The sequence below is a fragment of the Psychrobacter immobilis genome, from assembly GCF_904846235.1.
Lineage (GTDB): Bacteria > Pseudomonadota > Gammaproteobacteria > Pseudomonadales > Moraxellaceae > Psychrobacter > Psychrobacter immobilis_C.
Map to the genome: position 1 here is coordinate 172,218 of NZ_CAJGZN010000002.1, position 12,709 is coordinate 184,926.

Consider the following 12,709-nt stretch of genomic DNA (forward strand, 5'->3'; position numbering starts at 1 on the left):
TACTTATAAACCATTTGCGCACAAATCTGCAAGCACTATTCGCCTGCGATAGGTGATAGACGGTATAAATATACTGATGGATGACGATACTGGGAAAACGCGCGTCGAGTGAAATTTAAAGTGATATTTGAGTTTGAAGTTTAGATAATACGAAGACAATAGCTATGCTTTGGTAAAGTAACAAATGGAGAAAAGATACTAATTACTCTTCATTTTAATATTTACATGGCGTTTCGTTAGCGCTTGCCCTTCTAAGATAGCTTTCGCAGCTTTTGCTTCTTGAGCACTCTCAAAACCGGTAATATGATATTTGCGGACGTCACTGCTATCGACAATCTGCAATTGCTCGCCAATCAGCGTTATCTTATCGCCATCCGTTAAATGAATATGCTCACGCTTACCTAGATTGTCATGGACCAACTCGCCAGCCCTTACCCACAATATGCCGTTACTAATCATACCGCTCATGGCTTTCTTATGCTGTTGACGCTTTTTATTGAAAATAAAGCTACCAATGATAAGCAGGGCAAGTGCACCGATGGCTAGACGCTCAGGCAATAAGCTCATCGCCATGGCGACTGCGACGGCCCCTACCAATAAGGCAGAACCAAACCAAAACATGCCATTATCAGCAGCATTTGATTGCCCTTGTAAGGTGATTTTGGCGCCATCATCAGTTAGCTTTAGCATGTGTTGTTACCTATTACGTAATGTACGAATATTTTCTATTAAAAAACTGCCTATTAGCAGCTAACAGGCAGTTATTGACACTAAAAATAAAGACAGTGTGTTATATCTAAGCGTTAGTCTACCAACCAAGTGCCGTCTGTTGCATTTTAATCAATTCGGCAATGCCTTTTTCAGCTAATGACAGCATAGCATCTGCTTGAGCACGAGTGAACGGCTTTTCTTCAGCAGTACCTTGCAGCTCAATGTACTCGCCTTTTTGGGTCATCACGACGTTCAAGTCGGTATCACAGCTAGAGTCTTCTTCGTAGTTCAGATCAAGATACGCTTCGCCATCTTTCATACCAACAGAAACCGCAGCAACCAGTCCGATTAGCGGATCTGCTTTGAGTTTTTTGGCCTTTTGGATACTCTCTAGCGCATCGATAAGCGCAATCGCAGCACCAGTGATACTAGCCGTACGAGTACCACCATCCGCTTGCAACACATCGCAATCAAGATAGATGGTGTTTTCACCAAGTTTACTCAGATCAATCATGGCACGTAAGCTACGACCAATCAAACGTTGAATCTCTTGCGTACGACCTGACTGCTTACCGCGAGCCGCTTCACGCTGATTGCGCGTGTTGGTCGCACGTGGCAACATACCATACTCAGCTGTGATCCAACCTTTGCCTTTACCTTTGAGCCAGCGCGGCACACCAGATTCTACACTGGCAGTACATAATACCTTGGTATCGCCAAAACTTACCAGTACTGACCCTTCAGCATGCTTCGTATAATGGCGCTCAAAGCTGATCGAGCGAAGTTGGTCAAGCTCACGATTGTCAATACGCATAAAAATTCCTAGTACAATGTTATAAAAGCAGTGTCATAAAAATACCTATCAGTCGTTAGTAAACACATTGATAGATATGTAGTCGACTAAAATCTTAAGATATCCTAACGTGACAACGGCGCAATAGCAAGATTCGCACCTGCCATTACGCCAGCGTTATCAACAGAATGTCAGATATAAACTATTCTAACCCTTCCATCTTACGCAATTCCTTACGTAGGATTTTGCCAACGTTCGACTTTGGTAATTCGTCAACGAACTGTATATGACGTGGGCGCTTATAGCCAGTCAGTTGTTTTTTGCCATATTCTAGTAGCTCTTTTTCAGTCACATCGCCTTTTTTGACCACAAACAGCTTTGGCTCTTCGCCGCGATCATCATTTGGAACACCAATAGCACCGCATTCTACGACTGCTGGATGCTCACTCATCGCTTCTTCGATTTCGTTTGGATAGACGTTAAAACCAGAGACTAAAATCATGTCTTTTTTGCGATCAACAATTTTGATAAAGCCTTTTTCGTCCATGATGCCGATATCGCCAGTTTTTAAGTAGCCACTAGCTGTAAAGGATTCAGCAGTTTCTTTCAGACGATTCTGATAACCAATCATGACCTGTGGGCCTTTTACGCAGATTTCACCACGATCACCCATGGCTACTATATTTTCGTCATCATCAATGAGTACGATATCGGTGCTAGGCGCAGGAATACCGATTTTTCCGGTAAATTCCGCAATAGTCATCGGATTAAATGCTACGACGGGTGAGGTCTCAGATAGGCCGTAACCTTCAACGATAGGCAGTCCAGTGATTTTATGCCATTCTTTGGCTACGCTAGGCAATACTGACATACCGCCGCCGATAGACGCTTTTAGGTTAGAAAAGTCTAAATCAGCAAAGTTATCTTTGTGTACTAAGCCGTTAAACAAAGTATTCACGGCAGGGATAAACGCTGGCTTGTACTTGGCCATCTCTTTGATAAGTCCATCAAGATCACGCGGATTCGGAATGAGTAGCGAGGCATAACCTTGATACATACTACACATACCGCAGACCATAAATGAAAATACGTGATATAGCGGCAGTGCGGTCAAAATCACATCTCTACCATCTATATCGTCATCAAATGCACTGTTCATCAGCGCACTGACCTGTAGCATGTTGGCGACTAGATTACCATGAGACAGCATTGCCCCTTTCGCTACTCCTGTCGTACCACCGGTATATTGCAGTAGGGCCACATCGCTTAAGTTCAACTCAGGGCGCTGGTACTTACTGGCTGACTCAGCATTTAAGGCATGCTTAAAACTCACGCTATTCGGTATGCTATAAGCAGGAATCATCTTTTTGACATGGCGAGCCACAAGATTAACCACAGCTCCTTTAATCGTACCTAGCATATCACCAATGGTACACACGACTACATGCTCTACCTGACCTTTGTCCTCGGCATCTTGATACGTCTTGGCAAAGTTTTCAACGATAAATAGCGCTTTCGCACCACTGTCATGCAACTGATGTGATAGCTCACGGCTAGTGTATAGAGGATTTACATTGACCAACACCATCCCTGCACGAATGATACCCAAAGCAACCACTGGATACTGCAAGACGTTGGGCATCATTACCCCAACTTTATCGCCTGCGACCAGTCCTATTGACTGCAAATAGCTAGCAATCTGTCGGCTATATAGATCTAATTGCTTAAAAGTAATCGATGAGCCCATGCAGATATAGGCAGGTTTTTGACCATAACGGCTAAAATTACGCTCGAACACATCAAGTAGAGAGGTATTGTCTTCTGGCATCTCGATAGTAGCATCGATGCTATAGCGCTCATAAGCGCTCAGCCACGGACTATCACTGTCGATGGTCGGCATAGTAGGAAACGCATTGCTTTGATAAACGTCGTTAGTAGTATTGGCTTTATCGTCAGTTGCAGCGCTATTATCTGTCGTTTTTTTATTAATATTATCCGTCATAATTTTCCCTAAATGTTACTGTTAAAAACATTGAATATGTTAATGGAAACACCATTTTTTATGATTATTGCTGACAGCAGAAGCTTATGAATAAGAAATAGATAAGTATGATCGGGTTTGTCATTCATAAGCTTTGCAAATTAAAGTGTGTTACTGGGTCTATGATAAATAATACTACCACTCAGCACGACCAAGTCGAAAACGATATTTACTACCATGATTTCACTAGTTGTCTTAAGCAAAACCAGTACGGTTTTTTGGACAAAAACAAAAATACGTCGATGGGCACTATAGCAGTTTTAATAGATATTCTCTATTAATAGTAGCTGTGATCCGCAAATGTCAAAAGCGATAAAGACAAAAAAATGATAAGACAGCATGGTTGCAGCCTTATCATTTTTGGTTACTATTTTAGTTACTACAGCATCTAATCAAGCGACACTTTCACATGTATCTTTGGTTGATACACGCACCTATCAAACAACTATCTAGATGCGTGTATCAGCAAATTAACCGTGGTTCTTTTCTTCAAGGACGCGTAGATCTTTACGCAAAATCTTACCAACATTCGATTTTGGTAGCTCATCAATAAATTCAACACGACGAGGACGTTTATAACCTGTTAGGTTCTCTTTACCGTACTCAAGAACTTCGTCAGTGGTCAGACTTGGGTCGTTACGGACAACATAGATCTTAGGAATCTCACCGCTCTTCTCATCTTCGATACCGATGACGCCACATTCTAAAATCTTAGGATGGCCAGCCATAACTTCTTCGACTTCATTCGGATAAACGTTAAAACCAGACACCAAAATCATGTCTTTTTTGCGGTCAACGATGGTCACATATCCGTTGTCAGCCATGATACCGATATCACCAGTACGGAAGAATCCATCTGCTGTCATGACTTCGGCAGTAGCATCTTCGCGGTTCCAGTAACCTTTCATGACCTGTGGACCACGAACACTAATCTCACCGCGCTCACCAAGTGCCACTTCATTACCAGCATCATCTAAGATCGCCACATCGGTTGCTGGCATAGGGACACCAATAGTGCCAGTGAATGTCTTGCTGTTACTAGGGTTAGCGGTCGCGACTGGTGATGTTTCAGACAAGCCATAACCTTGAATGATAATATTACCAGTGACTTGACGCCATTTTTCTGCCGTTGGACTCAATACTGCCATGCCGCCGCCCATCGATTGACGCAGCTTGCTATGATCCATCGCGATAAATTCTTCGTTATTGGCAAGTGCGTTAAACAACGTGTTGACCGCTGGGAAGAACGCTGGTGGATTGGCTTTATATGCTTTTAACAAGCTATCAAGATCACGTGGGTTTGGTACTAATAGCACCACACAACCGCGATACAGACCGAACATGCCACATACGGTAAATGAGAAAATATGATACATCGGCAATGCCGTCATAATCACAGGTTGCTCACCTCTTTGATCTAAATCATCAAAAGCGGTGCCCAAAAAGGTATTAGACTGAATTAAGTTTGCCACCAAGTTTTTGTGCGTTAGCATCGCACCTTTTGCCACACCCGTTGTACCACCGGTATACTGTAGGACGGCGATGTCATCAAGTGTGATATTGGTTGGGCGCTTATATTTGCTAGCAGTGACTTGCTTTAGTGCTGTTTTGAAGCTGATGCTATTAGAAATACTATAGTCTGGCACCATTTTTTTGACATGGCGGACGACCGTATTAACCATAAAGCCTTTGAGCGTACCCATCAAATCGCCCATACCCGTAATCACGACTTTATCGACCACATTGCGACCGATGTCTTGATAGGTTTTGGCAAAGTTTTCGACCATGATCAGCACTTTGGCTTCTGAATCAGTCAACTGATGCTCAAGCTCTCTGGTAGTGTACAGAGGGTTGACGTTAACTAAGGTAAAGCCTGCACGTAGTACAGCGATGACAGAGATTGGTAACTGCAAAATGTTGGGCATCATGACCGCAACTTTATCGCCTTTGACCAATCCTAATGACTGTAGATAAGCGGCCATTTGACGGCTGTATAAATCTACTTCCTGGAAGCTTAACGATGAACCCATGCAGATATAGGCAGTTTTATCAGCATTTTCAGCGAAGCTTTTTTCGAAAATATCGATAAGTGACGTATTGTCGGCTGGCAACTCAATGTCATATTCCAGACCAAGTTCTTCATACGTTTTTAGCCAAACTTTATCGTCACGACGGGTTAAGTTTCCTTGATTTTCCATAATCTTTTCTCTCCTAGTAATAATACATTACCGTCAACCCACGCCAATCACAGTGTGATAAATATACAAAACGTCAGAGTCTTGCCTATCGTTATGATAAAAAGCAAGGCTGCAACATATTTGTATAGTGCTGAGCGAACAATATAGCGGTAAATAGCCCTTTGTTCATTAACATACACACTTTATACATAGTACTCAATACAAAAGATTGCTATACCAGTTCTCAAATAGGCTTGACGCTAAATATCTCTATAAATATCAATATATTAGACTAAAAATATCAGTCATACCATTAGAAAATATGACCCTTGGCTTCTGCTCCCTAATGACCATCCCGACACGATATCTGTTCACTATCGGCTATTTTTTAGTGCACTCGCCAGCTCAGTCAAGGTTACAAAGTTTCGACGAGTACCATCATTATCGCTACTCGGTCTATCTGCGATACTACTTTTTGCAAGTTTAGTGCTATCACTGTACTGCCAATTATTAATATAATCGCTTTGAGTCAAGTGTTGGCCAAATCCTGCTACTGCCATCGCAAACTGAGTATCGATACTGGCTTTGTTTAAAGCGTGGCTAGCTTTATTAATCGGTTGGCTAACGAGTTTAGAGCTACCACCTGTCGGTACTTTATAACGAATCTTTAGATAGCCAAGCTCATTAGAGTTTTGTTTGTTATTCGAACTAATACTGGCATTGCTGTCAGCATAACGGCGATCGCTATATAACCCTTTTTGTCCTTTTGGTGTCACTTCAAACAAAGCGATAACCGCCTTACCTGCCCCAAGCTCACCTGCATCAACTTTGTCATTATTAAAGTCTTCTTCAGCCAGTACGCGATTTTCATAACCAATCAAGCGCCACTCGCTCACCACATCAGGATTAAACTCAACTTGGACTTTTACGTCTTTAGCGACGGTGTTAAATGTCGCGGCTAACTCATCTCCAAAGACTTTTTTGGCTTCAGTTAGACTGTCAATATAGCTGTAATTACCATTGCCGTTGTCCGCCATCTGTTCCATCATGTGATCATTAAGGTTGCCGCGACCAAAGCCAACGGTAGATAAAGAGATACCGCGATCGCGATTGGCTTTGACCAAATCCAGCATCTCATCGACATCACTAATACCAACGTTAAAATCGCCATCCGTTAACATCATGATTCGATTGATACCGTTCTTTTTCAGTCCTTGCTCAGCTTGTCTGTAGGCCAATTTCAGAGCGTCTTCCCCATTGGTTGAGCCTGAGGCATTCAACCCCTCGATCGCAGCCAATATTTTTGCTTTTTGGTCACCATTGGTCGCAGGCAATGCCACACTAGTACTACCTGAATAGGTCACGATGCTGATACTGTCTTGGGCACGCATTTGCTCTGTCAACAGCTTAAGCGAAGACTGAGCCAATGGCAGCTTATCGCGTGACGACATAGAGCCTGAGACATCTACTAAAAATACGAGATTGGCAGGTGGCATAGATTGCTTGTCTGTTTTTTGCGACCAGCTACTATCAACGGCTTTGATACCGACTTTGACGATTTTATTATCCTGATCTGCTCTATCCCAAGGTGAGTCTACTACCTCAGTTGACACAATAAACGGGGCACTACCTAAGCGTTTGCCATTATCAAATTGATAGTTAAAATAATTAATCAACTCCTCGACCCGTACGGCATTAACGGGTGGCAACTGACCCTCGTTTAAATAGCGGCGCACATTGGCGTAGCTGCCTGTATCGGTATCGATAGACAAAGTGGATACCGCCATGTCCGTAGTTCGATGTACAGGATTGGCTGCGTTTTTTTGATAGTTGTCTTTTGCCTCTGGCGTGACTATGATGCTCGGTGATGGGCGTACGATACCTGTTTGCTCCGCAGAACGTATCATCATCTGTTGGCTGATGACTGATGGCTTAACACTGGGTGACGCCATGATAGACTCTGACACCGTTGCTGCATCTTGATTGACTGTGCTGCTTGTCTCAGCTGGTAGCGTTTTGCTCATTTGTGAAGGGCTACAGGCTGTCAATCCTAGACTGGCTATAGCAGTAATCAACAGCACATTTCTAGTAGCGTTTTTCCCTAGGTGCTTACTTTCGTTTTTTAGCATTGTAGAGGCAGAAATTTTAGATAAAGGGTCAAATGACATAACAGAAATTCCTTATTGTAAAATAATTCAGTAGCGACTTGTCCGTGTCAATACATGGTTAATGCTATCTAAATAGGCAAATCAGCTGCCTTATTTAGTCTATTAGCTGTCATACTTTCAGTTATTAATTTTGCATTAAAACTATCCTGTACCTACTTTTTATAGACTAATGACAGACAAAATATTCTAAATAAAAGCGATTAAATATTAAGACACTTATTAATCATATAAAAAACAAATATTAGATTTACTATACTTAATTTAATCTATAAAAGCTATGAATCACCACAGTAGAAAAAACTCCTATAAGCGCTTGTTTTAAGCACGTCACGAGATGTCGTATATTCTGACATACGTCTTTTTAATTAGTGCAATATCCTTTACGATAGCACTATCCTATTTGTATGCTTGAACCAATTATCTATACCTATTAAAACTGATAAGTGAATCCTATTTTATGTCTGATGTTATTGATCATACGATCGCCCCAACTATTCCCAATGAGCCGATGGATACTCGTTCAGTCGCAGAGTTCACTGAGCAGGCCTATCTCAACTATGCCATGTACGTCATCATGGATCGGGCGCTACCAAATATCGCCGATGGTCTGAAACCTGTCCAGCGTCGCATCGTCTATGCCATGAGCGAGCTTGGGCTAAAGTCCTCTGCCAAGGCGAAGAAATCCGCGCGTACGGTCGGTGATGTATTGGGTAAATACCATCCGCATGGTGACAGCGCTTGTTATGAGGCAATGGTACTGATGGCTCAACCGTTCAGCTATCGCTATCCACTCATCACTGGTCAAGGTAACTGGGGTAGCCCAGATGATCCGAAATCCTTTGCCGCGATGCGTTATACCGAAGCTAAAATGTCGGCTTATGCCAATACGTTGCTCGCAGAATTGGGACAAGGCACGGTCGATTGGCAAGATAACTTTGATGGCACTATGCAAGAACCAACGACCCTACCTGCCCGCCTGCCTAATATTTTATTGAACGGTACGACAGGTATCGCGGTTGGTATGGCAACCGATATTCCACCGCATAATCTTAATGAAGTGGTACGTGCGGCTATTCGATTGCTTAAAAACCCAGAGCTATCGGTTAAGCAGCTTACCCAATCGATACCTGCACCTGACCTACCGACACCAGCGGAAATCATCACTAGCAAAAAAGATTTGCAAGCGATGTATGAGACTGGACGCGGCAGTTATAAGATGCGTGCCACCTTTCATGTTGACCCTAAAGAAAAAAACCTCGTCATCATTGATGCGCTTCCTTACCAAGTGTCAGGCAACAAAATCCAAGAGCAAATAGCTAAGCTTATGACCGATAAAAAGCTGCCTTGGGTGACGGATATTCATGATGAATCAGATCACGAAAATGCCTGCCGTATCGTCCTTGAGTTGCGCTCAACGCGAGTCGATGTCGATCGTGTCATGAGTCACCTGTTTGCCAGTACTGACCTAGAAAGCAATTACCGCGTCAATATGAATATGATTGGCTTAAATGGTAAGCCGCAGGTGAAAAACTTAAAGGAAGTCTTGGAAGAATGGTTAATCTGTCGCCGCTCGGTGGTCACGCGACGCTTGCAATATCGCCTAGATAAAATCGATAAACGCTTACATATCTTGGCGGGCTTACTGATTGCTTATCTGAATATTGATGAAGTGATTCGCACCATTCGTGAAGAGGATGATCCAAAAGCGACCTTGATGCAGGATTATGACCTGACTGACATTCAAGCCAATGCTATCTTGGATATTCGTTTGCGTCAGTTGGCAAAATTAGAAGAGATTGAGCTGCGCCGCGAGCAAGATGAACTTGCTGCCGAACGTGCCATCATTCAAGAATACTTAGACAATCCAGACAGTCTAACCAATCTGATGATCGATGAGCTTACTGCCGATATGAAAGAACATGGCAATGAGCGTGTATCACCATTAGCAGAGCGTGAAGAAGCGCAAGCATTAAAAGAGTCAGACCTCGTACCAAGTGAGCCGGTCACTGCCATCTTATCGAAAGCGGGTTGGATTCGCGCAGCTAAAGGCCATGATGTCGATGCCGCTGGTATGAGTTACCGCTCAGGTGACAGCTATCAAGCGCACGTGCGCGGTAAATCAAACGAAAGGATTTACGTACTCGATAGTACGGGACGCAGCTATAGTATCGATGCGCACAACTTAGCGTCTGCGCGTGGTCAAGGTGATCCATTGACCAGTGTATTAAAGCCGCCAGCAGGCGCTAGCTTTGAGCAGCTACTAACGGGTGATAACGAGCAACGCATTATCCTTGCCAGCTCAGCAGGTTATGGTTTTATCAATACCATTGGTAATCTCGATAGCAACCAAAAAGCTGGTAAAAACGTTATTAACTTAGCAACTGATAGTCGCTTGCTCCCTGTTGCACGTATCGACGTACCAGTAGAGACGGCCGCCAATGCCGAAGGTGAAAATAGCAATATACGCGTGACACCTGATCATGTTGCCGTTGCAACCAATGCAGGGTATCTACTGATATTTGCCCTCGATGATTTGCCTGAACAAGCTCGCGGTAAAGGGAACAAACTTATTAAACTGAAAGATGGCGAAGAGGTACTTGCTATCACACCACTTAGTCAGCAAGACAGTCTTGTCATCACTGCTGGCAAACGCCATGTGACACTCAAGCCAAATGATTTGGCTAACTATACGGGTGTTCGTGGTAATCGTGGTGGGCAGCTGCCAAGAGGCTTTCAGAATGTGACGAGTGTTGAGATTGGGTAGTTTTGGTTTAATTATTTGAATTTTGAGGGCTAGGTCGAAAGCCTAGCATCGCGCTATCCATCACTGTACTGGAGTTTTATAATATGCAGCTACTCTCAATTATATCTATAATCATTTCAGTAATCAGTGTATTCATCACCGGGCTCATTTATATGAATGCGAAAGAGTCTGTTAAAAATACTAAGGCTGCACTTAACTATACTAAAGAGACTCTCAAACAGTCACAAGACAAGTATCTTTACGAATTAAGACTCAACGCTCTGAAAGCTACTAAAGAAGTAGAAATGATTTGGCAGTCTGCCATTAGTGATGTTTATCATGAGAAAGAACGCATCAGGAAATTTGAAGGAGAACTCAATTTAACTATTAAAAAAATGTTTGATGGTTATGAGTTAGGACTGTTAAAACCAAGTCTAGAAAATATCAGTAAAATGAGGAATAAGCTATCAGAAGAATTTGATTCTACAACAGAAGGTGAAGCAAAATTGGCAATAAGAGAGATGGAAATAGTAAAAATCAGCTTAAGACAAACCCAAGAAGAATCTGTAAGAAAATTTGAATTGCTTTACAATAAATTGAAAGAAAATCAGCGGTAGGTTGGTCTTTTAGCCCATCGAATTATTGAAATACAAAAATCTATTTTGTGATATAGGGCAAGCAACATGCGTTCCATGCATCTATAAGAATGGTAATACTCGAAAAAGTACATAGTCCAATCACTCAGCAAATGATACATATCAAAAAGCCGCCCATAAACAGTATAGGCGGCTTTTTTACGCTAATCAGAATCAAGAACTTATTTAAGACATATTGGATTCGGTATCTTCAAAGATCGTTTTTAGGAAGCTTGTAATCTGAGTACTTTTCATTAGATAAGGATTAAAGTCAGCACCTGCTGAGAAACTTTTTAGGGTATATGCTTCGTCTTCTGCACTTGATGTTAAATATTTTATTAAAAACCCATCCCACCTACGTTCTTCTATTTCCTCAATCTCACTGTGGTGGGGTACTAGGTAAGAGTACTCACTGATTAATTTTACTAGTATTTCATTGATAAGAGGTCTTGGACCTTCAATATTTTGAATAAAGTAATTGTCATTCACGACAAGCGCTGAGGTTACACCAATTTTTTCATTATTCCTTCGCCATTGCTCAAGCAGACGAGCCAACCCTATCCCATTATTACTGTCACTATTTTTGCCAATATACGTTAGGCTGAGAATGATATGCTCGCCATGTCTTTTTCTATTTTCTAAAGGTTGGCTGGTAGTGATACGCATAAGAAACCTTATTTATAAAAAATTATCTAAATCAAAAGACACTTTATAGACGGCTTTTTTACGCCAATTAAAATAGATGACTCTTATGATATGTAAATGCTACTCATCTAAAACCTATCGGATTCAGTACCTTCAAATATCGCTGTCAGAAAATTTTCAATCTGAGTACTTTTCATTAGGTAAGGATTGAAGTCAAAACCTGCTGAGAAACTTTTTAAGGCATACTCCTCATCTTCGACACTTTCCGTCAGGTGTTTGGTTACGAATCCATCCCACCGAAGCGCTTCTATCTCTTCCACCTTGACAACATTAGGAACAATCTTGAAATGCTCATCAATTATCTTCGCTAGAGCAGCGTTGACCGCCGGTCTTGAGCCTTGAATGTTTTGAACAAAGTAACCGTCATTGATCACAAGTGCTGCAACTAGCCCACTTTCCTCAAAGTATCTTCGCCACTGTTCAAGAGCACGAGTCAACTCTATACCTGTTTTCATTTCGATGTTTTTACCGATATACGTTAGGCCAATCAGCAGATGCTCGCCATGTCTTTTCCTATTTTCTGACGTTTGATTGGTCGTTATATACATAAGAAAATCCATTTATATAATAGGTATATAAATTAATATACACTTTATCATAAAGTATAATCAATAAAACTCTTGGGAATTGATCAGCTTCTTATCATCCATACCTTAAAATAACATGACAAAAACAGGTATCACTAAGGCATTTCTAGTAGTTAAATCCTGCAAGAGTCAGGTATGAATAGTCACCT

General features: G+C 42.0%; 9 protein-coding genes. 2 read left to right on the top strand and 7 right to left on the bottom strand.

Annotation, left to right across the window (positions count from 1 at the left end; all coding sequences use genetic code 11):
* Positions 1 to 198 precede the first annotated feature (198 nt).
* From JMX07_RS02025 to JMX07_RS02045, 5 genes are all read right to left on the bottom strand, one after another.
* The gene (locus tag JMX07_RS02025) at positions 199 to 690 is read right to left on the bottom strand and encodes a hypothetical protein (protein WP_201605917.1); all 492 of its coding nucleotides are present in this window, start codon (positions 688 to 690) and stop codon (positions 199 to 201) included.
* 118 nt (positions 691 to 808) lie between these two features.
* Positions 809 to 1,525, bottom strand: coding sequence for a ribonuclease PH (rph, locus tag JMX07_RS02030; RefSeq protein WP_057761673.1), 717 nt, complete (start codon positions 1,523 to 1,525; stop codon positions 809 to 811).
* Between the two features lie 181 nt (positions 1,526 to 1,706).
* Positions 1,707 to 3,506, bottom strand: a complete 1,800-nt coding sequence (locus JMX07_RS02035) for an AMP-binding protein (protein ID WP_201605927.1) — start codon at positions 3,504 to 3,506, stop codon at positions 1,707 to 1,709.
* 509 nt (positions 3,507 to 4,015) lie between these two features.
* Complete coding sequence (locus JMX07_RS02040) at positions 4,016 to 5,743, bottom strand: AMP-binding protein (protein WP_201605936.1); 1,728 nt, start codon at positions 5,741 to 5,743, stop codon at positions 4,016 to 4,018.
* Positions 5,744 to 6,096: 353 nt separating this feature from the next.
* Entirely contained in the window at positions 6,097 to 7,890 is a 1,794-nt protein-coding gene (locus JMX07_RS02045) for a vWA domain-containing protein (RefSeq protein WP_201605938.1), read from the bottom strand.
* A gap of 457 nt (positions 7,891 to 8,347) precedes the next feature.
* Between JMX07_RS02045 and parC the strand changes: the two genes are divergently transcribed.
* Both parC and JMX07_RS02055 read left to right on the top strand, forming a co-directional pair.
* On the top strand, positions 8,348 to 10,654 hold the full coding sequence (gene parC, locus JMX07_RS02050; RefSeq protein ID WP_201605940.1) for a DNA topoisomerase IV subunit A: 2,307 nt from the start codon (positions 8,348 to 8,350) through the stop codon (positions 10,652 to 10,654).
* Positions 10,655 to 10,806: 152 nt separating this feature from the next.
* On the top strand, positions 10,807 to 11,250 hold the full coding sequence (locus tag JMX07_RS02055) for a hypothetical protein (RefSeq protein ID WP_201605942.1): 444 nt from the start codon (positions 10,807 to 10,809) through the stop codon (positions 11,248 to 11,250).
* 204 nt (positions 11,251 to 11,454) lie between these two features.
* On the opposite strand, the gene JMX07_RS02060 is transcribed toward JMX07_RS02055, so the two are convergent.
* Positions 11,455 to 11,934, bottom strand: a complete 480-nt coding sequence (locus tag JMX07_RS02060) for a BLUF domain-containing protein (protein WP_201605944.1) — start codon at positions 11,932 to 11,934, stop codon at positions 11,455 to 11,457.
* A 107-nt stretch (positions 11,935 to 12,041) separates the two neighbouring features.
* Positions 12,042 to 12,521, bottom strand: coding sequence for a BLUF domain-containing protein (locus JMX07_RS02065; RefSeq protein WP_201605946.1), 480 nt, complete (start codon positions 12,519 to 12,521; stop codon positions 12,042 to 12,044).
* Between the last annotated feature and the right edge of the window lie 188 nt (positions 12,522 to 12,709).

What these genes read in the sequence shown, in the direction of transcription:
- JMX07_RS02045 (WP_201605938.1), bottom strand. Translation starts at nt 7,890, where the DNA reads ATGTCATTTGACCCTTTATCTAAAATTTCTGCCTCTACAATGCTAAAA.
- JMX07_RS02040 (WP_201605936.1), bottom strand. Translation starts at nt 5,743, where the DNA reads ATGGAAAATCAAGGAAACTTAACCCGTCGTGACGATAAAGTTTGGCTA.
- JMX07_RS02065 (WP_201605946.1), bottom strand. Translation starts at nt 12,521, where the DNA reads ATGTATATAACGACCAATCAAACGTCAGAAAATAGGAAAAGACATGGC.
- JMX07_RS02025 (WP_201605917.1), bottom strand. Translation starts at nt 690, where the DNA reads ATGCTAAAGCTAACTGATGATGGCGCCAAAATCACCTTACAAGGGCAA.
- parC (WP_201605940.1), top strand. Translation starts at nt 8,348, where the DNA reads ATGTCTGATGTTATTGATCATACGATCGCCCCAACTATTCCCAATGAG.
- rph (WP_057761673.1), bottom strand. Translation starts at nt 1,525, where the DNA reads ATGCGTATTGACAATCGTGAGCTTGACCAACTTCGCTCGATCAGCTTT.
- JMX07_RS02035 (WP_201605927.1), bottom strand. Translation starts at nt 3,506, where the DNA reads ATGACGGATAATATTAATAAAAAAACGACAGATAATAGCGCTGCAACT.
- JMX07_RS02060 (WP_201605944.1), bottom strand. Translation starts at nt 11,934, where the DNA reads ATGCGTATCACTACCAGCCAACCTTTAGAAAATAGAAAAAGACATGGC.
- JMX07_RS02055 (WP_201605942.1), top strand. Translation starts at nt 10,807, where the DNA reads ATGAATGCGAAAGAGTCTGTTAAAAATACTAAGGCTGCACTTAACTAT.